Here is a 23,033-nt window from a genome sequence, read left to right on the forward strand (position 1 = left end):
TCCTCACCCGGACAGAGCGTGTCGCTCAGGCCCGGTCAGACCCGAAAAGACCACTCAGACTGTTTCTGATGATATTGCGCACTTTCGGCCGCTTTCCAGTGCCAAATGGCAACGGGCGGCAAACCTCCATCGCGGCAACGCCAACCCGTGCGGTCAGCGCACCGTTCACGACCCCCTCGCCGAAACGGCGCGACAGCTTGCCCAGCAGCGAACCGCCCAGCACGGATTCCAGCATGTCATCACCCACCGCAACGGCACCCGTGGCGACCAGATGGGCTGTCACTGCGCGGGCCAGCCGCCAGCTGCCCAGCACCCCGGCACGGCCACCGTAAATTTCCGCAATGCGCCGGATCATACGCAGGTTGGCCGTCAGAGCCGCCGCCACATCGGCCAGGGCCAGCGGCACGAGCGCTGTCACCGTGGCCACCTGACGCGCCGCTGCTTCGACTTCACGCGACGCCATCGCATCCAGCGGCTGCAGCAATTCAGCTTCCGCAAGGCTCAGCAGAGCGCCCGCATCCATCTGGTCTTTTTCCAGATCAGCAAACCGCTCACGGCCCCAGCGCGTCTCTTCACGCCCACGGTAGAGCCCCACAAGCTGCCCTGTGACACGGCGCGCTGCCGTCAGATCCGCTTCCGCCAGCGCCGTGTCCGCCGCGCGGCGCAGCCCGTCGATACGGCCCAGACGACCAATCGCGGCAAGCTCGCGCAGCGCCAGCAGAACCAGAACCAGCAGGAAAGCGCCGGCCAGCCCGGCCAGCCCCCAGCCCAGAATGACATTCCGTTCGATGAGCCCCGTGACCACATCCCATGCCGCCAGCGATGCAAATGCGCCGACCAGCGCCGCAGCAAGCCCCAGAAACCAGCGCCCCAGCCGCGAGGGGCGACGCGCCGCGATCCGGGTCGCGGCCTGCATCGCCTGTCCCTGTGGCAAAGCACCCGCTACATCGGGAACCGGCGGCGCATCAGCGACCGAACCTGCAGCCTGTTCGTCTTCCAGATCGATCAGGACAGGACCGCGTGCCATCAGCTTTTGGCCCGCGTCCACTCAAACCGTATATCCGGCAGGCCCGCATCGTTTGTGCTGCCATCCGTCTGATCGGTCTGTATGAAACCGCGCAGCCCGTAAAACCGCGTGGCCCCGGTATTGGCCACGTAACTCCACAGGCTCAGGTGATCACAGGCTGTCTTCGCATCTTCGATCAATGCGGTGCCGACACCATTGTCCTGCGCCTCGGGCAGGACATAGAGCGCATGCACATCCGATTCCCAGCGCGCGATAAACCCAACAAGGCGGCCATCCGTTTTGGCCACCCGGACCCAGCCTGCTTCAATCATATCACCGGCGTAACGGATTTCCTCCGCCGCGGAATGCACCCGTGGCAGCCAGGGCATCTGGTCATTGGTCTTTGACAGAATGTCCCCGATGGCACCCGCATCAAGCGAGCGTGCATCCGTAATAATCAGCTCAGTCATAGCCTATCCCCTAAAAGGAATTGGGCCGCGTGATCAAGCCGGATATGCGGTGGCCCGCCGGCAGAGCGCAAAGTTAACGGCTGGGGTGCGAAATTCATCACACGATAATCCGCATCAAGCCATTTTTCCGCGCCGTCGCGCGCCGGGTTCAGCAACTGACCCGGATCCTCCGGCAGCGCGCCGGGGTAAAAGGCTGCCAGTTTGCCTGTTTCCAGCAGGCGCCCGCGCACGACCCCGATCTCTTCGCCGTCGTGGGTCATCGTGTCCTCTGTAGTAGCCCTGAGCGCGGCAAGGGCCATCGCTTCGGTCGAGGCCCCCGCAAACCGCGCCCGGTCGGAGGCATCCCGCACCAGCGCCTGCATGATCCCTGTGAGCCGCCCGTGCTGGCTGTGATGCAGGTGATCGGCCTTGGTGGCGGCGAACAGGATCTTTTCCACCCGCCGCCCCTGGAAAAGGCGTGTCAGAAAGGCGTTCCGCCCGGGCCGGAATGCGTCCAGGATATCTGCCATAGCGCCGCGCATATCCTCTACCGCCTGTGGCCCGCGGTGAATGGCGCCGAGGGCATCCACCAGAACCACCTGGCGGTCGATCCGCGCAAAATGTTCCTGGAAAAACGGGCGCACGACTGATTTTTTGTAGGCCTCAAACCGGCGTGCCATCTCGCGGCGCAGCGATCCACGCGGGCCAGCTCCGCTCCCGGGCAATGGGGCAAAGGTCAGCACAGGCGAGCCCGCAAGATCGCCAGGCAGCAGGAACCGCCCCGGCGTGCAGTCATAAAAACCAGCATCCCGCGCGGCATTCAGGCTGTCGGTAAAGGCCGCCGCCAGCGCCTGGGCCCTGGCCTCCTCCAGTGGCGCATCCGGGTCAGTGTCCGAAAGCAGCCCGGACCACACCTCATTCGCGGGGCGCGTCTGCATCCGGGCCAGCACGCCCTCCGACCATTCCGTATAACTCTTGTCCAGCAGCGCAAGATCCAGCAGCCATTCGCCCGGATAATCCACGATATCCACATGCAGCGTCCGCGCGCCCTGCAGCCCTGCCAGCAGCCCCCCGCGCCGCACCCGCAGAGACAGACGCAGTTCTGAGACCGCGCGCGTACTGTCCGGCCAGCGCGGCTCGCGCGCGGTCAGATTGCTCAGATGGGTCTCATACTCAAAGCGCGGCACCGTATCATCGGGCTGGGGTTGCAGAAAGGCAGCCTCCACCCGGCCCTCAGCCGCCGCCACAAGGTGTGGCATCCGCCCGCGCTCCAGCAGATTGGCCACCAGCGATGTGATGAAAACCGTTTTGCCCGCCCGCGCGAGCCCCGTCACGCCGATCCGCACAACCGGTTCAAACAGCGTTTCGCTGACCGTATCCTGCACCGTCTCGACCTGGCGCAGAACCGTATCGGCGAGTGTGGAGATGACCAAAGCCCGACTGCCCCTGCTTTTTTAACTGCCCCCTACATAGGCCCCCCGCCGGTGCCGCGCCAGCCCGCAAAGCCATTTGACCTGCGCATCACAGCACGTTAGGGGCCACGCCATGCCCCGCTATGCGCTGAAAATCGAATATCATGGCAAACCCTTTGCCGGATGGCAGCGCCAGAAAGGCCCTGCCACGGTTCAGGAAGCGATAGAGACCGCCCTCGCACGCGTCGAACCAGGCCCCTTTACCATCGCCGCCGCCGGCCGCACGGATGCGGGCGTACATGCTCTGGGTCAGGTGGCGCATTGCGATATGGCACGGGACTGGGACCCATTCCGCCTTTCTGAGGCACTGAACTACCACCTGAAACCCGCGCCGGTCGCAATTGTGGACTGTGCCGCAGTGCCGGACGACTGGCACGCGCGCTTTTCAGCGACCGGACGCCGGTACCTCTTTCGGGTTCTCATGCGCCGGGCACCCGCAACCCACCAGGCGGGCCTCGTCTGGCAGGTCAGAAACACGCTTGATGTCAGTGCTATGCAGGCAGGTGCGGATCACCTGACCGGCAGGCATGATTTCACGACCTTCCGCTCCAGCATCTGCCAGGCGGACAGTCCGGTGAAAACGCTGGACCGGCTGGACATCACAGAGGTCGATACCCCCGCCGGGCCTGAGGTGCATTTCGATGTGCGCGCGCGGTCTTTCCTGCACAATCAGGTCCGCAGCTTCGTGGGCACGCTGGAACGGGTGGGCAGTGGCGCCTGGGAACCGGGCGACGTGCGCACAGCGCTGGAGGCCTGCGACCGCGCCGCCTGCGGGCCGGTCAGCCCACCCGAAGGCCTGTATCTGCGCCACGTAACCTACCCGCAGGACCCGTTCAGCAGCTGAACTCAGTCGTTGTCGGTCAGCCCGGCTCCGGCACCTGCTGCCCGCGATGCGGCACTCTCCGGCACAAAGGTCCGTGCCGCCAGACCAGTCATTTCGTCAATCAGATCGGCGCAGCCGGTGATCCGCAACGGTTCAATTTTCGGGGCAGGCTTTGTGACATTGACGCTGACCCGCCAGTGGTCATTGTCCGCCGCAGCAAGCGTCGCAGCAAAGGGCAGCACCGCGACATAGGCCCTGACCAGGGCGTCGGGCGGCAGCATCTCAAAAACGCGCCCGCCTTCGCTCACTGCCTCATCGAGCACGACCGGCAAGCGCATCACCGGACCCCCATCCGGCAGCGCCTGCAGCGCCAGCCGAAGATCCTGCGGCGCGTTGCCGATCATCAGGTGAAAAGCTGCGGCGGTCCCGAAACGCGCGGCCTGGTCCGGCGGCGCACCCGCACCCCGGGCCGCTTTTGCGGCGAGGGCACTGACTTCTGTCGCGGACCAGCTCATCCGCCGTACACCGGCAGCCACCAGTCGTCTGCCTGCGGCCCCAGTTCATCCGCCAGCGGTGCGCCCTGACACAATGTGATCCGGGTCCAGCGGTCGGACTTCGGGTCAAACTTCGACGCGCCGAAGAACGACAGTTTGCACCGCAGCATGTCTATCGGCAGACAGGTCTCTGCAATCAGATTGTCGTGTATCTCTGCATAAGGATACCGGCTCCTGAGCGATACGCGCATCGCCGCCAGCGCGTGTTCGGGAAAGCGTTCCAGAAAGGCGGGAAGAGGTTCATCTATCACATTAAGATCATCGCGCAATGCATTGATACGTCTTGCAATATCCAGCGGACTCTCCAGCTCCGCTCCCTGCTCTTCAAACCGCAGCCCCAGCCGGGGTTCCTGCTTGGACGCACTTACATACCAGAACTGCCCGCACTGCGGACGCGCTCTGTAATCCACCCCCAGTGCCCAGTCGAAATCGCGGTCGATCGCCGCGCGCAGTTCTGCCGTCCCGCGGAATGGCACAACCATCGCACCGAAGGGGTCGCTCATACAATCGGCCAGCCCGTCAACCAGATCGCCGAAGGGCTCAATGACCAGAGCCACCATCAGTTCCTGCAGGTCTTCTGATCCCTCCGACGTCAGTTCCAGCAAAGCAGCAGCGGGTGCCTCAGCTGTCTGCGCCTCCTGCACAAAGCGGTCCTGCAGGCCGTTCAAGTCCTGCCGCAACCGGTCGATGCGGCTCTGATGATCCGCGTCCGGCACATGCCATTCCGCCAGGTGCCGCTCCGCCCGCGCGGCCAGATCACACAGGCGCGCCCGCACCCCGGGGACAGGATCCCTGACCGCCCTGACCCGCGCCAGCGCAGTTTCCCGCGCGATCATCCAGTTGTTCAGCAACACCGGATGGTTGACCAGAAACGGTGCCATGCCCAGCCCCGTGGAATTGCCGATCCCCAGGTGCCGCCGTAACCGCCGGTCAAGCGGCGCGCCGCCCATGTGCTCAACCAGATCATGGGTAAACTGACGGATCATCCAGACCGTCAGCATCTCCGCCATGAACGGACCGCCCAGACCAGGACGGCTGTCATAGAGCCCGCGGTCGGCGATCCCGAATTTCCCGTTTCCGTAAACAGCCGTCGTGCGCATCAGATAGCCGGTGTCCCGCACCAGCGCCTCGTCCGGCTGTTCGCCTGCTTTCAGGCGTTCCACCACATGGGCAAAGAGCCGTACGGATTTATTGGCCCGGCTCAGCACCAGGTCGCGTTCTGTGAACCGTGCCGCTTCCTGTTTCGGAGCGGCCGCACAGATCCGGGCAACTTCGTCCGCATCCGGCACCCCGTCATAGAGCACATAGGCCGTGTCCCAGGCCGTTGCGATGACCCTGTCCGTGCGCTGTTCCGGCGGCAGATCACTGGAAACCGCCACCAGCGAATAGGTGTGTCCGCCCAGATCAACAGAATAGACCGCGTGCCCGAACCCCTGGCCCGAGATATTCCAGACCGGCCGCGTCAGCTGCGCCTCTTCATCGGACAGCCGGCGGATCAGCGTGCGCAGAAAAGACAAACGTGTGGGAAACATCGAGCCCATACGGCTCAGGCGCATCACCGTTCCGGGTGGCCTGAGTGGCGCCTGCGGGATATCCAGGAAGTCCCTCATGCGGGCCCGAAGCCCGCGTCGTAAAAGCGGTGCCAGTTGGCGCCCATAATCCCATCCACGTCGGCTTCCGACAGACCCGCCGCAAGTAACCCTTTGCGGATATTGCCAAAATCACGGTTGTCCGCGAACCAGTCCGGCATCGGCGGAAAACCCGCGTTGCTCGCCGAGCCTTCGCCATAGTCAATCACTTTGGACCAGCGTCCGACGCGCATCCATTCCACGATACTGTCCGGCTGATCCTGGCAGAGGTCCGTGCCGATCCCCAGTTGCTGCGCGCCATAACGGTCCGCCGCCTCGGCCACCATGCCGCAGAAACTCTCCAGCGTGCAGTCCGTACCGCCTGCCAGATGGTGCGGATAAACGGAAAACCCGAGCATTCCGCCCGCCTCTGTCAGTGCCCGCAGCACCCTGTCCGATTTGTTGCGCAGCGCTGCATGCCACCAGTGCGGATTGGCATGCGTGATCGCGATGGGCCGGGTCGAATGCTCAATGGCTTCCAGCGTGGACCGTTCGGCAGAATGCGACATGTCCACCACCATGCCCACACGGTTCATTTCCCGCACGACCTGTTTACCCATGCGGGTCAGGCCGGTGTCGTCATCCTCGTAGCACCCGGTCGCCAGCAGGGACTGATTGTTATAGGTGAGCTGCATGAACCGCACGCCCAGCTGGTGGCAGATTTCCACCAGCCCGATGTCGTCCTCGATGGGGCTGGGGTTCTGGAACCCGAAAAAGATCGCGGTGCGGCCCGTCTCCTGCGCCAGGGCGACGTCGGCTGCAGTCGTGCCCTTAAAAATCAGATCCGGATGCGCCTCGAACCAGCGGTTCCACTGCTCAAGGTTCAGCACCATCTCCCGGAAACTTTCGTGATAGGCGATGGTGACATGAACAGCATCCACGCCGCCTGCCCGCATCTGAGCAAAAATCTCAGGTGAGAACCGGGCATACTGAAGGTTATCGATAAGGGGTGCACGCATGTGCAGACTGTGCGGCCAATCCCGAACGATCTCAATTCAAAAAACGACACACCCGCACGGGAAAACCGCGTTTTTGCGACGCACTTCGGCTGTTGCCGCCGACAGAACGCTTTCACAAAGCGTGCTACCAGTGAGCAAATTTTCCCGAAAAACCATCGATACTTAACAAAAAGCTACAAAACGTACGCATGGAAGCTCCCGGGCAGGCAGAAGCCGAAACTTCGCCTGCCCGGTCACCTTTAACCGCAGTACTCACTACCCTGAGCGTCAGACTCCCCTCTGCGCCCAGTCATAGAAGAAACGCCCGAACGGCGCGGTAGTTTCACAAAGCGATGAAATTTTTTTTTAAAGTTCGGAAACAGCAGCCGATGCCAGCACCTCACCGGAGGGCGCACCGGTCGGTGAACCGCCCGGAGGCTCGTCAGAGATGGCCAGGGTCAGCGACGCAGCCTGCAGCGCCAGTGTATCGGGGATCTGCACCCAGACCTGCAGGCCGTCGGGCAGCACGCCCAGCGACACCGGTGCCTCTCCCTCTGCAATGGCCCAGATTTCCAGCACCCGGCCGTCCCGCGCACCACCCGCGGTCCGGCTGACCACGATCCCCCCGCGCGACGGGTCATAGACCGCCAGGATGGTCAGCCCCTCGTCGGCATTCTCCAGCTGGGCTGCAAAAGACGGCACGTCCGGTCTGTTATCAACGGTCAGATCGTTCAGGCTGATCCACGCCGCGGCAGCAAGTGCAGCAAAGCTGATCAGCTGCCAGGTGCCCGCCCGCTGCAGCAGCGGCCGGCGCTCTGCCCCAAAGAGCCGGTGCTTAAGGCGTTTGCGGGCCCGCCGGGGCGGCTTCACCGGGTGGATATCCTCAACCAGCACCGCGAACCGCTCCTGCCACTGGGCAACCGCCGCGATAAACGCGGGGTCAGACCGCAGCGATTCCTGTACCAGACCGGCATCTTCGGGCGGGGTCAGACCCAGCGCGTACTCGGCCGCAATAAACTGCAGATCCTCGCGGTGCGGGCCCATGTCGTCCTGTGGATCGGGGGTTTCAGGCGTATCACTCATGCCGACATACACTCCCGCAGCGCGATAAGCCCGCGGCGCAGCCAGGTCCGCATCGTGTTGAGCGGCACGCCAAAACGTTCCGCCAGATCCGCATAGCTCTGCCCGTCAATATAGGCCCCGCGCACGGCCTCGCCGCGTTTCTCCTCCAGCCCGTCGAGGCATTTCACCAGCTTCTTCGCTTCGGATGCGGCAACCGCAGACTGTTCGGGCGATGGCCCGGGGGCGGCAAGAACGGTCTCGACCACATCCAGATCCATATGCCCTGCGCGCCGCGCACGGACCCGGTCAATCGCAGTGTTGCGGGCAATGGTGATCAGCCACGTCATCGGGCTCAGCCCGTTCGCTTTGTACCGGCCGGCATTGTTCCAGATCTTCACGTAGGCATCCTGCATCGCGTCCTCGGCCGCGGCCTTGTCACTCAGGATACGAAGACAAACAGCGAAAAGTTTCGCACTGGTCGCATCATAGAGCGCCTCAAACGCGGTTTTGTCGCGCAAGGCAGTCCTGGCGATCAGCTTTTCGATCTTTTTTCGGTTCATCGCGGTCCCCCCCGGCACAGGCGGCATTTAGGCTGCGCCATGCGGCGCTGTCAAACGGTCCCCGCGCTCAGATCTTCTGCTGGGTATAGCGACGCAGCTCAGCACGCGCGACCTGCCTGCGGTGCACCGCATCCGGGCCATCGGCAAAGCGCAGCGCCCGCTGCCAGGTCCAGGCCATCGCCAGCGGTGTATCCTGGCTGATCCCCTGCCCGCCGTGCATCTGCATCGCCTCGTCCAGCACCTTGAGCGCCATGCGCGGGGCCACCACCTTGATCTGACTGATCCAGGGGGCCGCGGCCCGTGCATCGCCCTGATCCATCATCCATGCCGCCTTCAGACACAGCAGCCGGGCCATCTCGATCTCCATGCGGGCCTCGGCGATGATGTCGAAATTGGCACCCAGATGCACCAGCGGCTTGCCAAAGGCTTCCTTCTGCAGCGACCGGCGGCACATCAGTTCCAGCGCGGCCTCCGCCTGGCCGACCGACCGCATGCAATGGTGGATGCGCCCGGGCCCCAGGCGGCCCTGCGCGATCTCAAACCCGCGCCCCTCACCCAGCAGCATATCTACCGCCGGCACGCGTACATCCGTGAACCGGATATGCATGTGCCCGTGCGGCGCATCATCATGACCAAACACCAGCATCGGGCGCAGTACTTCGATCCCCGGCGTCTTTGCATCCACCACGATCATCGAATGGCGCTGGTGTTTCGGTGCGTCCGCGTCCCCCGTGCGCACCATCACGATGTACACGGCACAGCGGGGATCACCTGCACCGCTGGCCCAGTATTTCTCGCCATTCAGGACATAATCCTCCCCGTCCCGCACGCAGGACATGGCAATGTTGGTCGCGTCCGAACTTGCAACCTCCGGCTCGGTCATCAGGTAAGCCGACCGGATTTCCCCCTCCAGCAGCCGGGCAAGCCAGCGCTCTTTCAACGCGGGCGTGCCATAGCGTTCGAACACTTCCATATTGCCGGTATCTGGCGCTGAGCAGTTGAACACCTCTGCCGCCAGTGGCGTCTTGCCCATCTCTTCGGCGAAATAGGCGTATTCCACCGTGCTCAGCCCGAACCCACGCTCAGAATCGGTCAGCCAGAAGTTCCAGAGCCCCTCTGATTTCGCTCTGGCCTTCAGCCCTTCCAGGATTTCCGCCTGCCGGTCGGTATAGCCCCAGCGATCGCCTTTGCCGACTTCGGCCTGATATTCCGCTTCCAGCGGCATCACCTCATCACGGATCATCTCCGCCACCCGGTCCAGCAACGCGCGGTTTTCCGGCCGCATGCCAAAGTTCATATCCACTGCAAATCCTCCCGCGCGCGTGATGGGGCTTTCCCCGCGCTGCCAGACTTGCTTAGATCGCAGGGACTTGTCCATGGGCCTTTGGGAAAACCGGAATGCACAGCTTTGACCGCGCCGAACTGGAACGCAGCCTGCAGGAAAACGTGCACGGCTTCACCACGCTCGATGACATCACCAAGTTCGCGGATGGGCAGTCAAACCCGACCTATCAGGTCCGCAGCGGCTCAGAGGCCTATGTACTGCGCGCCAAACCGCCGGGCAAACTGCTGAAATCGGCCCATGCGGTGGATCGCGAACACCGGGTGATGCAGGCGCTGGCAGACACCGGCGTGCCCGTGCCGCAGGTCTTTTACCTCTCGGACGATGAAAGCCCGCTGGGCACACAGTTCATGGTCATGGAACTGGTCGAGGGACGGATTTTCTGGGACCCGGCCCTGCCCGATCAGGAGCGCGGCGCAAGGCGGCGCATTTATGACGCCATGAACAGCACACTCGCCCGTCTGCACCGGGTGGATCCGGCCGTCATCGGCCTCGGTGATTATGGCAGGCCGGGCAATTATTTCGAGCGTCAGGTCACGCGCTGGTCGCGCCAATACCGTGACAGCGCCACCGATCCGCTGCCGGATGCGGACTGGCTAATGGCGTGGCTGGACGAACATATGGTCGCGGATGACGGTGAAAACAGCATCGTGCATGGCGACTACCGGATTGACAACATTATCTTTCACCCCGACCGCGAAGAGATCGCCGCCGTGCTTGACTGGGAACTCAGCACGCTGGGGCACCCTCTGGCAGACCTCGCGTATCAGTGCATGCACTGGCGGCTGCCTTACGAGGGCGACTTCCGCGGTCTTGGCGGCGTGGACCGGCATGCCGCTGGCCTTCCGGACGAGGATGAATACGTCGAACGGTATTGTGACCGGCGTGGGCTGGACCGCCCCGACAACTGGGCGTTTTACGTGGTCTTCTCGTACTTCCGCCTGCTGGCCATTCTGCAGGGCGTTTACCGGCGGGGCCTTGATGGTAACGCCTCAAACCCCGGGGACAGCCAGCGCTGGCGGCCCATTATTGCGATGATGGCGCGCGATGCCCGCGCGCTCGCAGAACAGGTATAACACGATGAAAACGATAGATTACTATTACAGCTGCCATTCGGTTTTCGCCTATTTCGGCGCCTGGCGGCTCGAAGAAATCGCGGCTGAAAAGGGCGCGCAGATCGTGCACCGCCCGTTTGATCTGGATCCGGTGATGCAGGCCGCAGGCAGTCAGCCATTCGCAGAACGCAGCAAGGCCCACCGCGCTTATTTCTTTGGCCGTGAAATTGCCCGCTGGGCGGAATACCGCGACCTGCCGATCATCGGGCGCAGGCCAACGCATCACGACAACCCGCTGGCCCCGGGCAACGGGATCATCATCGCCGCCCAGCGCGCAGGTGAGGACGCCGGGGCCCTGTCGCGCGCGATCCTCCAGGCGCACTGGTGCGACGACGCCGACATGGCTGACCCCGCCACGCTGACGGCTCTCGCCAATGGCTGCGGCATGCCCGGCGATACCCTGATGGCAGAAGCCTTGTCAGACGCCGTCCAGGCCGAACACGCCGAAAACACCCGCAGCGCCATCGCTGCCGGCCTCTTCGGCTCGCCCACCTATTTCGTCGACGGCGACATGTTTTACGGACAGGATCGGCTGGAACTGGTGGCACGCGCGCTTGATGCGCCCTTTGCCCGATGAGGCATCACAAAGCTTGACGCGCCCTGCAATCGGGTGTTCCTGAACGCTGCAGGGTCTGGGAATATGGGCGATGTCGGCACAGCACAGCAACTATGACGTAGTGATCGTCGGAGGCGCGATGTACGGCGCATCCCTGTCGTGGTGGCTCAGCCGGATGCCCGGGTTCGACGGTCGTATCCTCGTCATCGAACGCGACCCGACCTATGAGTTTGCCGCCACCAGCCATACGAACAGCTGCATCCGCCAGCAGTTTTCCAACCCCGTAAACATCGCCATCTCGCGCTTCGGGGCGGAATTCGTGCACAATTTCCGCGACTTCCTGGGCGGCGATCCGGATGTGCCGGACCTGGCGCTGCACAGTTTCGGTTACCTCTACCTCGCCGACACGCCTGAGTTTGCCGCCAATCTGCAGGAGAGCCAGAAAATTCAGGCCGGTCTGGGGGCTGCAACTCAGCACCTTTCCCGTGCAGAAATCGCGGAAAAATGGCCCTTCTACCAGCTGGATGACATCACCGCCGGCAACCACAACGCAGTGGACGAAGGGTATTTCGACGGCGGCACCATGTTTGACTGGTTCCGCCGGATGGGCGCGCGCAACGGCGTGGAATACATCCATGACGAGGTCACGGGGGTTGTGAAAAACGCCGGGCGCATCGACAGCGTCACGCTGAAATCCGGCGCATCCATCGGCTGTGGCGTGCTGGTCAATGCCGCGGGCACGCGCGGTGCGCAGGTGGCCGCACTGGCCGGGCTGGACATCCCCGTCGAGCCGCGCAAACGCTACACCTATATCCTGGAGGCCGCCGAACCGCTCGACCGTGACCTGCCGCTGACCATTGACCCCTCGGGCGTGCATTTCCGCACCGACGGTCGCTATTACATGCTGGGCGGCCACGCCGATCATGACCCCGCCGTGGATCACGACGACTTCATCGCCGATCACAGCCTGTGGGAAGAAAAATTCTGGCCCATCCTCGCCACCCGCGTACCCGCCTTCGAACGCGTGCGGGTGATTAACATGTGGATCGGGCATTACGACTATAACACGCTGGATCAGAACGCGATTGTCGGCCCCTCGCCCGAGATCGGCAACTTTATGTTTCTCAACGGCTTTTCCGGCCACGGGCTGCAACAGGCGCCGGCACTCGGACGCGGCCTGGCGGAGCTGATCACTGACGGCAGCTACCGCAGCATTGACCTTTCGGCCTTTGGGGCCGGCCGCATTCTTGCGGGGGAAAAGTTCCCCGAAAAAGCGGTCATCTGACCACACGAACAGGAGACTCACATGAAAATCGTCCTCACAGGTGCCGCCGGCCGGCTGGGCTCATATCTGCGCGAACCACTGTCGAAACACTGCGATGCGCTGGTCAGCACCGATATCGCCGATGACATCGGCACGCTCTATCCCGGCGAGACCTATATGAAGGCCGATCTGGCCTCTTATGACGAGGTCGCTGCTGTGGTGGAGGGTGCGGATATGGTGGTGCACTTCGGCGCCATCGTGGATGAGAAACCCTTCCCCGAACTGCTGGGTCCGAACTTTGTCGGTTCTTACAACATCTGGGAAGCAGGGTATCAGACCGGTGTGCGTCGGATCGTCTATGCCTCGTCGATCCACGCGGTTGGCATGTATCCCAAGGCCGAATGCGTTGACACCGAAGTACCCCACCGGCCGGACACCTTCTATGGTCTCGCCAAGTGTTTTACCGAGGACCTGGGCCGGATGTACTGGGACAAACGCGGGCTTGAATCCGTGCACCTGCGTATCCTCAGCTGCACCACCGTCGGCAATGCCCGTGCGCTGGGATCCTGGCTCAGCTATGACGACCTGATCCAGCTGGTGACACGCGCCATCGACACGCCCTCGACCGGGTTTGCGGTGATCTACGGTGTGTCGGACAATGACAGGCGGCCCGTGGACAATGCAAAAGCTTCGTTTCTGGGGTACCGCCCAAAGGATAACGCGGAACAGTTCGCGGCAGACATCCTCGCCAAAGAGCCCCCCGCAGATATCCGCGATCCGGGCGAAATGTGCCACGGTGGTCCCTTTGCAAAATTCGACCTCGGTCAGAGCGCCCTTTCCGTAATGAATATCGACACTACAAAGAAAGAAACCTGACACCCCGCACGACCGGCCCCGACCGGGCAAAGGAGAATGTGCCATGCCGGTAGACGTTATCCCCGGAGACAGTCCGCTGATCCTGGCGATTCCGCACAGCAGTACCAGCATTCCCGAGGTGTACTGGCGCCGGCTTAATGACAACGGTCAGATGCTGCGCGACACGGACTGGCATGTGGAGCGTCTTTATGCGGGGCTGGCACCGCGCGCCACTGTCGTCAGGGCGAATTTTCACCGGTATGTCTCGGACGCCAACCGTGATCCCAGCGGCCAGCCGCTCTATCCCGGTCAGCACAATACGGGCCTTGTCCCGGTCACTGACTTTGACGGCGCACCCATCTGGGAACGCCAGCCTACCCCGCGCGAGATGTCGAGCCTGAAGGCTGTGTACCACGTGCCCTATCATGCCGCCCTGAGCCTGCAGATTGCGCGGGTGCAGGCGCAGTACGGCTACGCCATTGTGTGGGACTGCCATTCAATCCGCTCGCGTGTGCCGAACCTTTTTGCCGGTGATCTGCCCGATCTGAACATCGGGACGGCGGATGGCACGACATGTGCACCGGCGTTGTCTGCACGGATCGCCGAGATATGCCGGTCAGACAAACTCTACAGCACCGTCACAGACGGGCGGTTCCGCGGCGGCTGGACCACCCGCCGGTATGGCGATCCGGCAAGGGGCGTTCATGCCATCCAGCTGGAGATTTCGCAGAGCACTTATCTGTCCGCCGAAGAGCCGCCCTGGGCCTATCATGACCGCAAGGCCAACCGCCTGCGGGAGCTTCTCGAAGAGCTTCTTGAAGAAGCGGCCGGATTCAAATTCTGATTTTACACTCAATGGCCTGACGGTATTTACTCATGCATCACTTCAGGCGGCGATACTCTCTGCCAGCAGTGGCCGTCTGAGCGATGCAATGTCGCGCGCCTCCTGCGCACGGCCGGCCTTCACAAGACAGGTCAGCAGGCTTTGCTCCACCATATCCCGCTGTGCCCGGCTGCCACCGATCCGGGCAAGATCGGCCATGGCGCGCATCATGGATCCGGCGGCCGATGACCAGTCTTCGGCGGCCATAGCGCGGTATCCGGCAGCCAGGTCGGGTACGAGGTCCGCCGCTGGTCCAGCAGGTCTGGTGATGATCTGTTCCAGCGCTGCATTGTCGCCCGCCATGGCATGGGCCAGCGCTGCATGCACATCGATAAAGGCGTTGCCTGTCGCCGGGAATGCCTGCCGGGCAAAGGCGCTGACGCCTTTCCATCTCTCTGCGTCAACGGCCACACCCGCCAGTGTGGCACGGTGCAGGATAGAGGCCGTATCTGTCAGAATGTTGATCGCCGGGCTGGTCGAACCGCTGGCCGGTGACACAGCCGCATCCACCCGGTCCCACATCGCATCGGTTTCTCCCTGCGCAAGTGACCACAGCGCCGCATGCCAGTAGAGATGGGAATACATTATCCCATCGTTTTCATAGTCCTGCAGCCATGTGTTGAGGTAGCTCAGACCCTCTTCCGTGGCACCTGCTTCGTACCAGATATGGCTGCGGACATGCACGCCGTGGGCGTTCCGGGGGCGCTGCGCCAGCGCCCGGTCGATCATCTGGTCCGCCTTTTCGATATTCCCCGTCTCGCACAGGGCAAAGGCGTACTGGCTGGTCATCCACCAGTCATCGCCATAATGCGGCATCAGGCCCGCAGTAAACGCCAGTATCTCTGCCTCCCGCCCCGGCTGTCCCGAAAACCCGATCAGCCCGAAAACAGACGAGCAGGTCTGTGCCACCAGCGCATCACGCGGCCATGTATCGACGTGCTCCCGGATGGCCCGGTAGGCCTGCGGACCCTGCCCGCGCAGCAGCAGCGCAAAGGCATTGATGTGGCTGGCCTCGCGCGGGGTGAGCCCGTCTGTCAGCGTTTCTGCCCGCTCAAGCGCGGCCAGCGCTGCGTCCCCCAGGCCAAAGGCGTGGAGCGCCCGCGCAAGCCCCACCCAGCCCAGCGCAAATCCGGCATCCTCCCGGGTAACAGCCTCAAAAGCGGGGATCATTCCGGATTCTCCTGCCAGCATGACACCGGTTGCCTCCGCATAAAGTTCCGCCGCCCGTGCAGACCCTGTTGTCAGTGGGTTATCGTAGCCGTCCCTGTACATCCGCGCCTCCCTGCGTGTCGCTTCAGAGACTGGGCGGGGTCCTGCCCCCGGTCAAGCGGATTGTGCACCAGCCGTCTCCGCCCGGAAGCCCGGCAGCGCAGACCCCCAGAACCGCAGCGAGAGCAGCAGCGCCGCCATCCCCAGACCTGCAACCAGCCCCAGCCAGACGCCCACGCCACCCCAGCCGAACCAGAACCCGAAAATGTAGGAACACGGAATGCCCAGAAGCCAGTAGCTGACTGCGGCCAGGATCATCGGCACCTGCGTGTCCTGCACGCCGCGCAGCAGACCCAGCGCAATCACCTGCGCCCCGTCCACCAGCTGGAAAAAGGCCGCTGTGATCAGCAGAAGCGTCCCGATCTGCAGAATAGCATCCCGCTGCGGCTCATCGCGCTGCATAAAGAGCGACAGCAGCGGCTCTGGCAGCGCGATAAACAGCACGATCGTCAGCGCCGCGGTGATCAGCGACAGCACTGTCACCGTGACCGCCCCGCGCTGCATATGCGCCGGATCGCGGCGGCCCAGCGCGTTGCCCGCCCGGATGGTGGCGACATTGCTCAGCCCCACGTGCAGCATGAACGTCACCGCCGACAGCTGCACCGCAATCCCGTGCGCGGCCAGCGGCACCTTGCCCAGCCAGCCCATCATCAGGGCTGATGCAGCAAACAGCCCGGTCTCCGACAGGCTGGTCAGACCAATGGGCCAGCCCAGACGGAAAACGCGGGCCAGCATCTGCGGGTCCACCTTCCAGAGCCGCTGAAACAGGGCATGCTCCGGCAGCACCACACGCACATAGATGACCACGCCCGCAAGCGACACCAGATGGCTCACCACTGAAGCCACAGCAGCCCCCGCAATCCCCATTTCGGGTGCGCCCCAGTTCCCGAATATCAGCGCATAATTGGCCAGACCGTTGGCCACAGCGCTCAGCACCGTGATCCAGAGCACGATCTGCGTGCGTTCCAGCGCGGCCAGGTAGGATTTGAGCACCATCACCAGCAGGGCCGGGAAAATCCCCAAGCCGGCGATCTGCAGATAGGCCCCGGCATCAGCAGCCACCCCCGGTTCCTGGCCGGTGAACAGCAGCACCGGCTCCGACCAGATCATCAGCGGCAGCGCCAGCAGCGCGAAACCGATGCTCAGCCACAGCCCCATGCGCGTCGCACGCCGCACCCCCGTCTCGTCACCCTCAGCAACAAAGGACGCCACCAGCGGCATCACCGCCCAGGCAAAACCCGACCCGAAAATCATCAGCGTAAAGAAGAACGTCGAGCCCAGCGTCACCGCCGCCAGCGCATCAACACCGTACCAGCCCAGCATGACCGTATCGGTCACACCGATCGCAATCTGCGCCAGGTGCCCGCCGGCCAGCGGCAGGCCCAGCCGCAGGACCGCGCGGCTGTGATCGGGGTATGTCATCTGGGTGGCCATACCCTGCCTTACGCCTGCCCGCGCACAAGGAAAAGAGGCATCCTGCGCCGCCGCGCCTCCCCGCACCCCTTTGACCGCGCCCGCTGCGCCGGGGTCACCTTGCGTTTTTGGGTCATAAGTGCTTGATCTGTGGCCGGAACCTGTCAATCTGCGGTAGAATTCCGGTGCCGGCAGCAGGCACAGACAAGGATTGTAATGATGAGCCGCACACGTTTTGCAGCAGCCCTCGCCCTTCTGGCCGCCCCGGCAGCCCTGGCCAATCCGGTGGATGAAATCCGCCCGGACGCGCCTGAGCTGGCCCCCTATGGTACGTTGCCCATCGGGGTGCAGACCCTGCGCTTCGTGAACCCCGACCAGATTGACGTGCTGGCCATCAGCGGCGACGACATCCCGCGCTATGACCGCGAACTGACCGTCGAGGTCTGGTACCCCGCGGCCGAAGGCACAGAACCCGGCGGCTCTTACGACACAGTACTGCGGGATGGTCAGACCCAGGTCACGCTGACCGGGCGCGCAGCACGCGATGCGGAACCAGCGATAGGCGAAACCTACCCGTTGATCGTGATCAGTCACGGCTATCCCGGGAACCGCTATCTGATGTCACATCTGGGCGAAAACCTCGCCTCCAAGGGCTATGTCACCGTGGCGATTGATCACCGCGACAGTACCTATTCCGATCAGGCGGCCTTTGGCTCCACGCTGCTGAACCGGCCGCTGGACCAGCGCTTTGTCATTGACCAGATGGAAGCGCTTGAAAGCCATCTGGGCTCGATCACGGACACCTCCGCGGTGGGGGTCATCGGCTATTCCATGGGCGGCTACGGCGCTCTTGTGTTTGGTGGTGCTGGCGTCACGCAGGCATCGACCGAATACAGCTGGGGCACGCCCAACGGCCTTCTGGCGCAGCACCTCTCCGGCAGCGAAAGCCACGCTGCGCTGATTGATCCGCGCGTCAAGGCACTGATCGCCATTGGTCCCTGGGGCCGCAATGCCGGTTTCTGGGATGCCAACACCCTGGCCGGGCTGGAAAAACCGACGCTGATCATGGCGGGTGGCTCGGATGATGTGTCCGTCTATGGCGCCATCCGCTCGATCTTTGAGGAGGCGCGTGGCACAGAACGGCATCTGCTGACCTTCAACCACGCCAACCACAACGCAGCAGCCCCGATCCCTGCGCCACGCGAAAGCTGGGAACCGGTAGAGAGCCTCGATTTCGTGCCTTTCGAGCATTATGCCGATCCGGTCTGGGACACGGTCCGCATGAACAACATCGCCCAGCATTTCGCGACGGCCTTCTTTGATCTGCATCTGCGCGGCGACGTCTCGCGGCGGCCCTATTTCGACCTGATCCCCTCTTCTGATGACGGGGTGACCGCGCTCGATGAAGAGGCCCTGCCGACGGATGATCATACCTACTGGGCCGGTTTTCCGGACCGCACCGCCCGTGGCCTGCGGTTTGAAACGCTCGCGGAAGGCGAATAGTTTCTCCCCGATTCCCGGATCAGGCGGCACGGGTGTCTGCGCGCCCGGCCCGCATGGACATTCCCCCGGAAATGAACCAGAATCAGCGGTGCTCTGCTGACGCCGGCCTGTTGCCTGCGCAGCGGGGCGGGGTACGCGACGTGAAAGATACGATCAGCAAAAGACGGGTGGATCCCTTTGAGCTGCTGGCCGAAGCACTTGAGAACGGCTGGCAGACAATCGACACGATCCCCCGCGCCGGTGAAGGCGAATTTCTGGTGATTACACTCACCGGCCTGCGCGCCCGGGCACGCACCCGCAGCGCCACGCCCAGGATACGCCGCGCCGATGGATGGGGGCCGCGCCGCACCACCGTTGTGGCCTGCGGCAGCGGCAATTACCTGGGCGCGATCGCCTGGCGGTGGCCCGAGGGCCGCGGCGACATCTAACGGTGCCCCCAGTCATCCGGGTCCTCTGAATTCCCGGGGCTGAGGCCGATAATGTCCCCTTCCGTCGAACATCCCAGACCCAGCACCGTCCGGTTGGCATAGGCAAAATACGACACCACCTGGTTGATCTCCAGGATCTGCCCGTCGTCCCAGCCGCTGGCCCGCAGCGCCCGCACATCCGCCTGCCTGATATCGCCCGGTGCCTCGGTCAGCTTGCGGGCATACCGCATGGCCGCCTGTTCCGCCGCACTCAGCGGCATGGCCCCGACAACCCCCAGACGCATCGCCGCCTGCAGCGTGTCGGACCGCGCATCATCTCCGACCAGCCGCCGCATGCCGGCAAAATGGTGGCGCTCGCAGTAATCGCACCGGTTCAGATGCGACACCCAGACCCCCAGCGCCTCCAGAAACCACTTGGGCACGGTATTGGCCGAATGGTGCAGCACATACTTATACAGGGTCATGTGACCCTCCATCGTGTGCGGCCGCAGGGAATGCGCCATCATGATATTATCGACATTGTTTCCGGGCCCTTTGATCCGCTCATAGAGCTGTCTCAGCCGCCCTGTCGCGGCCTCAAAGGGCACCGTTGTGATCCAGGTCATCCGCCCGCCTTTCCGTTAACCATTTTCCCGCGCATCTGACCCGCTTTTGGCGCATATGGAAAGGGCGAGGCCCTTCCCCCGACCGGGCCCCTCTGCCATACTCGCGCCAACCACCAAAAAGAGGCCCGAGCTCATGCCCAACGATCTGCTGTCCGGCACCGAAACCCAAAGCTATGACGCCTCCTCCATCGAGGTGCTCGAGGGCCTGGAGCCCGTGCGCAAACGCCCCGGCATGTACATCGGCGGCACCGACGAACGCGCCCTGCACCACCTGGTGGCCGAAGTGCTCGACAACTCGATGGACGAGGCCGTCGCCGGCCACGCCAACCGCATCGAGGTCGAACTGCACGAGGACTACGCCGTGACCATCCGCGACAACGGCCGCGGCATCCCGATCGACCCGCACCCCAAGTTCCCGGACAAATCCGCGCTCGAGGTGATCCTCTGCACACTCCACGCAGGCGGCAAATTCTCCGGCAAAGCCTATGAAACCTCAGGCGGTCTTCACGGCGTGGGCGCCTCCGTGGTCAACGCACTGTCGGATTCCATGGTCGTCCAGGTCGCGCGCAACAAGGAGATCTTTGAACAGCGTTTCTCGCGCGGTCTGCCGCTGGGTCCCGTCGAAAAAGTGGGCAGCGCCCCCAACCGCCGCGGCACCACCGTCACCTTCCACGCGGACGCCGAAATCTTTGGCGCGCACCGCTTCAAACCCGCGCGCCTCTTCAAATCCATCCGCTCCAAAGCCTATCTCTTCTCGGGCGTCGAAATCCGCTGGAAATCCGCCATCAATGACGGCGAAACGCCGACCGAGGCCACCTTTCACTTCCCCGGCGGCCTCTCTGACTACCTTGGCGAAACCCTGGGCACCGCCACCACCTATTCCGAAAAACCCTTTGCCGGAACCGTTGATTTCAAGGAGAAATTCGGCCAGGCGGGCAAGGTCGAATGGGCCATCAACTGGACCCCCTCCCGCGACGGTTTCATCCAATCCTACTGTAACACCGTGCCCACGCCCGAAGGCGGCACCCATGTCGCGGGCTTCTGGGCCGCGATCCTCAAGGGCATCAAAGCCTACGGCGAGCTTGCCAACAACAAAAAGGCCGCCCAGATCACCCGCGAGGACCTCACTTCAGGTGGTTGCGCGCTGGTCTCCTGCTTCATCGCTGACCCCGCCTTCGTGGGCCAGACCAAGGACCGCCTCTCCACCGAGGCCGCACAGAAAATGACCGAAGGGGCCGTGCGCGACCACTTCGACAACTGGCTCGCCGCCGACACGAAATCCGCCGGCGCCATCCTCGATTTCCTGGTCCTGCGCGCCGAAGAGCGTCTGCGCCGCCGCCAGGAAAAGGAAACCGCGCGCAAATCGGCCACCAAAAAGCTGCGCCTGCCCGGCAAACTCACTGACTGCACGTCCAAGGACCGCGCGGGCACCGAGCTTTTCATAGTCGAGGGCGACAGCGCCGGTGGCTCCGGCAAGGGCGCGCGCAACCGCAACACCCAGGCCCTGCTGCCGCTCAAGGGCAAGATCCTGAACGTGCTGGGCGCGGCCTCCTCCAAACTGGGCTCAAACGCCGAAATCTCCGACCTCTGTGAGGCCCTGGGCGTGGGCATGGGCACCAAATTCAACCTCGACGATCTGCGCTATGACAAGATCATCATCATGACCGACGCGGATGTGGACGGCGCGCATATCGCCTCGCTGCTGATGACGTTCTTCTTCACCCAGATGCGCCCGCTGATTGACGCGGGCCACCTCTATCTCGCCTGCCCGCCCCTCTTCCGGCTGACGCAGGGGGCCAAACGGGTCTATTGCCTCGATGAGGCGGAAAAGGACGCCTGGCTGGAAAAAGGTCTGGGTGGCAAGGGCAAAATTGATGTTTCCCGCTTCAAGGGCCTGGGCGAAATGGACGCCAAGGACCTCAAAGAGACCACCATGGACCCTGCCACCCGCAAACTGATCCGCGTGTCCATTGACGAGGACATGCCGGGCGAAACTGGTGATCTGGTGGAACGTCTGATGGGCAAAAAACCCGAGCTGCGGTTCCAATATATTCAGGAGAACGCGAAATTTGTGGAGGAGCTGGATGTTTGAGTGATGTTTCGGATCACTTGGTGCGAAGTGCCAAATTCTTCTCTGCTGAAGCCGTTCGGAACTCAATCGAAGCGAGCAACGGATCAACAGAACGCTGGCAACTTGGTGTACTGCACATTGTTACGGCTCTCGAACATAGTGCTAAAGCTGCATTGGCCAAAGTGCATCCAAGCCTCATCCGACAAAACCTCGAAAACCCAAACACAACAGTAGGCATTGAAAGCGCTTTCGAGCGCCTAGCTGATCGAGAGATTAGAGGGATTGCGTTTTCTACTAACGACAAGAAAAGACTCCGAACCGCTGTGAGGCTCCGAAACGATGTTGCGCATGGTTCGACCAGACTGAATGACATGGCACTCGCTGCCAAGTTCTACGAGGTCTACGCATTTCAGAGAGAATTCCTGAAGTTTCACCTGCAAGTGGATGTCCGGGAATTCTTGTCAACGGCAGAATACGAAGAGATCTCGAGGAATCAACAAAGTTCCGACGCACTAATGAGCCGCGCTCAGGGCGCCGTGAGGGAAGACGACGAGATATTTCTCTGCGTTGACTGCTTCGAAGAACTATCGGCATTCAGGGAAAATCGCTTCATCTGTCTATTCTGTCATCACGAAGAACCGGCTGCGTTCTGTGATCGTTGTGAAAAGCCAATGCCTGAACAACTGCAAAACAGCACTTCTGAACTGTATGAATACGAATGGACCGAAGGCCGCGCCAACTTCATTCAAGACTACGGCGTCAAAGAGAAATCCGTGTGTGATGCTTGCTTCAAGCAAATCGAACAAGAAGTTGACGCAGAGAAGGAGGCGCAATTGTTCGAGGACTTCGAGGACGAATACTACTATTCACGAGCGCCTCTGTTCTAATGCCCGAGGCCCCGCCTCGGGCCGCGCCCGACCTCCCCCACGGGGAGGGCGCATTCCATGCCCCCTCGGTTCTGCGAACCCCTCCGGGCTCAAACGCTCCACTGGAGCGTTTGCAAGACGCCCTCCGGCCCGAGGTCGGGCACGGCCCGTTCCAACTGTTTCGCATATAGACCCGCGCCACGTCCGGCGCTCATCCTGCACCGATGCACCGCATCCGCGGAAGCGGGCCCCGGCGCGCCCCTCACCATCCATGTCACATCATCTACGGGCGGCAGGGGACACGCAAAAACGGCTTAAACCGCCATCATGTGAACCACCTCAAAGGCCGCCCAAACCCCCATCAGAGACAC

At 62.8% G+C, this 23,033-nt stretch carries 22 protein-coding genes; 10 read left to right on the forward strand and 12 right to left on the reverse strand.

Going from position 1 to position 23,033, the window contains the following annotated elements; translation table 11 throughout:
- Positions 1-25: 25 nt before the first annotated feature.
- Genes AB4K19_RS10920 through AB4K19_RS10930 form a run of 3 tightly spaced genes read right to left on the reverse strand, consistent with a single transcriptional unit; the run spans position 26 to position 2,888 of the window.
- Positions 26-1,027 (reverse strand): YcjF family protein, encoded by a 1,002-nt coding sequence (locus tag AB4K19_RS10920; protein WP_375228401.1) that lies wholly within the window; start codon positions 1,025-1,027, stop codon positions 26-28.
- Positions 1,027-1,476 carry a GNAT family N-acetyltransferase gene (locus AB4K19_RS10925; protein WP_375228402.1) on the reverse strand — a complete coding sequence of 150 codons (450 nt, stop codon included), beginning with the start codon at positions 1,474-1,476 and terminating at the stop codon, positions 1,027-1,029. The genes AB4K19_RS10920 and AB4K19_RS10925 overlap by 1 nt, the downstream gene beginning before the upstream one ends.
- Complete coding sequence (locus AB4K19_RS10930) at positions 1,473-2,888, reverse strand: YcjX family protein (protein ID WP_436397557.1); 1,416 nt, start codon at positions 2,886-2,888, stop codon at positions 1,473-1,475. Before AB4K19_RS10930 ends, AB4K19_RS10925 begins: the two co-directional genes overlap by 4 nt.
- A 112-nt stretch (positions 2,889-3,000) precedes the next feature.
- Here AB4K19_RS10930 and truA point away from each other — a divergent pair, with 112 nt between their 5' ends.
- On the forward strand, positions 3,001-3,771 hold the full coding sequence (truA, locus tag AB4K19_RS10935) for a tRNA pseudouridine(38-40) synthase TruA (protein WP_436397559.1): 771 nt from the start codon (positions 3,001-3,003) through the stop codon (positions 3,769-3,771).
- Between the two features lie 2 nt (positions 3,772-3,773).
- On the opposite strand, the gene AB4K19_RS10940 is transcribed toward truA, so the two are convergent.
- The 6 genes from AB4K19_RS10940 to AB4K19_RS10965 form a co-directional block, all read right to left on the reverse strand.
- Entirely contained in the window at positions 3,774-4,265 is a 492-nt protein-coding gene (locus AB4K19_RS10940) for a hypothetical protein (protein WP_436397561.1), read from the reverse strand.
- Positions 4,262-5,914 carry a hypothetical protein gene (locus tag AB4K19_RS10945; RefSeq protein WP_436397563.1) on the reverse strand — a complete coding sequence of 551 codons (1,653 nt, stop codon included), beginning with the start codon at positions 5,912-5,914 and terminating at the stop codon, positions 4,262-4,264. The genes AB4K19_RS10940 and AB4K19_RS10945 overlap by 4 nt, the downstream gene beginning before the upstream one ends.
- Positions 5,911-6,891, reverse strand: coding sequence for a membrane dipeptidase (locus AB4K19_RS10950; RefSeq protein WP_436397565.1), 981 nt, complete (start codon positions 6,889-6,891; stop codon positions 5,911-5,913). Before AB4K19_RS10950 ends, AB4K19_RS10945 begins: the two co-directional genes overlap by 4 nt.
- Before the next feature lie 345 nt (positions 6,892-7,236).
- Positions 7,237-7,953: an anti-sigma factor gene (locus tag AB4K19_RS10955; RefSeq protein ID WP_436397567.1), complete on the reverse strand. Its 717-nt coding sequence runs from the start codon at positions 7,951-7,953 to the stop codon at positions 7,237-7,239.
- Positions 7,950-8,492: a sigma-70 family RNA polymerase sigma factor gene (locus tag AB4K19_RS10960; RefSeq protein ID WP_436397568.1), complete on the reverse strand. Its 543-nt coding sequence runs from the start codon at positions 8,490-8,492 to the stop codon at positions 7,950-7,952. Before AB4K19_RS10960 ends, AB4K19_RS10955 begins: the two co-directional genes overlap by 4 nt.
- A 67-nt stretch (positions 8,493-8,559) precedes the next feature.
- Positions 8,560-9,795, reverse strand: coding sequence for an acyl-CoA dehydrogenase family protein (locus tag AB4K19_RS10965; RefSeq protein ID WP_436397570.1), 1,236 nt, complete (start codon positions 9,793-9,795; stop codon positions 8,560-8,562).
- A gap of 95 nt (positions 9,796-9,890) precedes the next feature.
- On the opposite strand from AB4K19_RS10965, the gene AB4K19_RS10970 reads away from it, so the two are divergent.
- The 5 genes from AB4K19_RS10970 to hutG all read left to right on the forward strand — a co-directional run bounded on the left by AB4K19_RS10970 (position 9,891) and on the right by hutG (position 14,468).
- Positions 9,891-10,910 carry a phosphotransferase family protein gene (locus AB4K19_RS10970; protein WP_375228407.1) on the forward strand — a complete coding sequence of 340 codons (1,020 nt, stop codon included), beginning with the start codon at positions 9,891-9,893 and terminating at the stop codon, positions 10,908-10,910.
- A 4-nt stretch (positions 10,911-10,914) separates the two neighbouring features.
- Entirely contained in the window at positions 10,915-11,526 is a 612-nt protein-coding gene (locus AB4K19_RS10975) for a 2-hydroxychromene-2-carboxylate isomerase (RefSeq protein ID WP_375228408.1), read from the forward strand.
- Between the two features lie 70 nt (positions 11,527-11,596).
- Positions 11,597-12,790 carry an NAD(P)/FAD-dependent oxidoreductase gene (locus AB4K19_RS10980; RefSeq protein ID WP_436397571.1) on the forward strand — a complete coding sequence of 398 codons (1,194 nt, stop codon included), beginning with the start codon at positions 11,597-11,599 and terminating at the stop codon, positions 12,788-12,790.
- 21 nt (positions 12,791-12,811) lie between these two features.
- Entirely contained in the window at positions 12,812-13,645 is an 834-nt protein-coding gene (locus AB4K19_RS10985; RefSeq protein ID WP_375228410.1) for an NAD-dependent epimerase/dehydratase family protein, read from the forward strand.
- Positions 13,646-13,688: 43 nt separating this feature from the next.
- A complete protein-coding gene (gene hutG, locus AB4K19_RS10990) occupies positions 13,689-14,468 on the forward strand; it encodes an N-formylglutamate deformylase (RefSeq protein WP_375228411.1) in 780 nt (259 codons plus the stop codon).
- A gap of 42 nt (positions 14,469-14,510) precedes the next feature.
- Here the strand turns inward: hutG and AB4K19_RS10995 are convergent, their stop codons facing one another.
- Entirely contained in the window at positions 14,511-15,779 is a 1,269-nt protein-coding gene (locus AB4K19_RS10995) for a tetratricopeptide repeat protein (protein ID WP_436397573.1), read from the reverse strand.
- 51 nt (positions 15,780-15,830) lie between these two features.
- A complete protein-coding gene (locus AB4K19_RS11000; RefSeq protein ID WP_375228414.1) occupies positions 15,831-17,210 on the reverse strand; it encodes an MATE family efflux transporter in 1,380 nt (459 codons plus the stop codon).
- A 198-nt stretch (positions 17,211-17,408) separates the two neighbouring features.
- On the opposite strand from AB4K19_RS11000, the gene AB4K19_RS11005 reads away from it, so the two are divergent.
- Both AB4K19_RS11005 and AB4K19_RS11010 read left to right on the forward strand, forming a co-directional pair.
- Positions 17,409-18,692, forward strand: a complete 1,284-nt coding sequence (locus tag AB4K19_RS11005) for an alpha/beta hydrolase family protein (RefSeq protein WP_375228415.1) — start codon at positions 17,409-17,411, stop codon at positions 18,690-18,692.
- Between the two features lie 140 nt (positions 18,693-18,832).
- Positions 18,833-19,120: a hypothetical protein gene (locus AB4K19_RS11010; RefSeq protein ID WP_375228416.1), complete on the forward strand. Its 288-nt coding sequence runs from the start codon at positions 18,833-18,835 to the stop codon at positions 19,118-19,120.
- Here AB4K19_RS11010 and AB4K19_RS11015 read toward each other — a convergent pair.
- A complete protein-coding gene (locus AB4K19_RS11015) occupies positions 19,117-19,725 on the reverse strand; it encodes a carboxymuconolactone decarboxylase family protein (RefSeq protein WP_375228417.1) in 609 nt (202 codons plus the stop codon). The two genes, AB4K19_RS11010 and AB4K19_RS11015, sit on opposite strands and share 4 nt — an antisense overlap.
- A gap of 133 nt (positions 19,726-19,858) precedes the next feature.
- On the opposite strand from AB4K19_RS11015, the gene parE reads away from it, so the two are divergent.
- Entirely contained in the window at positions 19,859-21,817 is a 1,959-nt protein-coding gene (parE, locus tag AB4K19_RS11020; RefSeq protein WP_436397575.1) for a DNA topoisomerase IV subunit B, read from the forward strand.
- The gene (locus tag AB4K19_RS11025) at positions 21,814-22,683 is read left to right on the forward strand and encodes a hypothetical protein (RefSeq protein WP_375228418.1); all 870 of its coding nucleotides are present in this window, start codon (positions 21,814-21,816) and stop codon (positions 22,681-22,683) included. Before parE ends, AB4K19_RS11025 begins: the two co-directional genes overlap by 4 nt.
- Positions 22,684-23,033 lie beyond the last annotated feature (350 nt).

This window comes from Roseobacter phycocola (assembly GCF_042055075.2).
Taxonomy (GTDB): domain Bacteria; phylum Pseudomonadota; class Alphaproteobacteria; order Rhodobacterales; family Rhodobacteraceae; genus Roseobacter.

Coding starts and splice junctions, on each gene's coding strand:
- AB4K19_RS10920 (WP_375228401.1), bottom strand. CDS start 1,027: ATGGCACGCGGTCCTGTCCTGATCGATCTGGAAGACGAACAGGCTGCA.
- AB4K19_RS10925 (WP_375228402.1), bottom strand. CDS start 1,476: ATGACTGAGCTGATTATTACGGATGCACGCTCGCTTGATGCGGGTGCC.
- truA (WP_436397559.1), top strand. CDS start 3,001: ATGCCCCGCTATGCGCTGAAAATCGAATATCATGGCAAACCCTTTGCC.
- AB4K19_RS10940 (WP_436397561.1), bottom strand. CDS start 4,265: ATGAGCTGGTCCGCGACAGAAGTCAGTGCCCTCGCCGCAAAAGCGGCC.
- AB4K19_RS10945 (WP_436397563.1), bottom strand. CDS start 5,914: ATGAGGGACTTCCTGGATATCCCGCAGGCGCCACTCAGGCCACCCGGA.
- AB4K19_RS10950 (WP_436397565.1), bottom strand. CDS start 6,891: ATGCGTGCACCCCTTATCGATAACCTTCAGTATGCCCGGTTCTCACCT.
- AB4K19_RS10955 (WP_436397567.1), bottom strand. CDS start 7,953: ATGAGTGATACGCCTGAAACCCCCGATCCACAGGACGACATGGGCCCG.
- AB4K19_RS10960 (WP_436397568.1), bottom strand. CDS start 8,492: ATGAACCGAAAAAAGATCGAAAAGCTGATCGCCAGGACTGCCTTGCGC.
- AB4K19_RS10970 (WP_375228407.1), top strand. CDS start 9,891: ATGCACAGCTTTGACCGCGCCGAACTGGAACGCAGCCTGCAGGAAAAC.
- AB4K19_RS10975 (WP_375228408.1), top strand. CDS start 10,915: ATGAAAACGATAGATTACTATTACAGCTGCCATTCGGTTTTCGCCTAT.
- AB4K19_RS10980 (WP_436397571.1), top strand. CDS start 11,597: ATGTCGGCACAGCACAGCAACTATGACGTAGTGATCGTCGGAGGCGCG.
- AB4K19_RS10985 (WP_375228410.1), top strand. CDS start 12,812: ATGAAAATCGTCCTCACAGGTGCCGCCGGCCGGCTGGGCTCATATCTG.
- hutG (WP_375228411.1), top strand. CDS start 13,689: ATGCCGGTAGACGTTATCCCCGGAGACAGTCCGCTGATCCTGGCGATT.
- AB4K19_RS10995 (WP_436397573.1), bottom strand. CDS start 15,779: ATGTACAGGGACGGCTACGATAACCCACTGACAACAGGGTCTGCACGG.
- AB4K19_RS11000 (WP_375228414.1), bottom strand. CDS start 17,210: ATGGCCACCCAGATGACATACCCCGATCACAGCCGCGCGGTCCTGCGG.
- AB4K19_RS11005 (WP_375228415.1), top strand. CDS start 17,409: ATGAGCCGCACACGTTTTGCAGCAGCCCTCGCCCTTCTGGCCGCCCCG.
- AB4K19_RS11015 (WP_375228417.1), bottom strand. CDS start 19,725: ATGACCTGGATCACAACGGTGCCCTTTGAGGCCGCGACAGGGCGGCTG.
- parE (WP_436397575.1), top strand. CDS start 19,859: ATGCCCAACGATCTGCTGTCCGGCACCGAAACCCAAAGCTATGACGCC.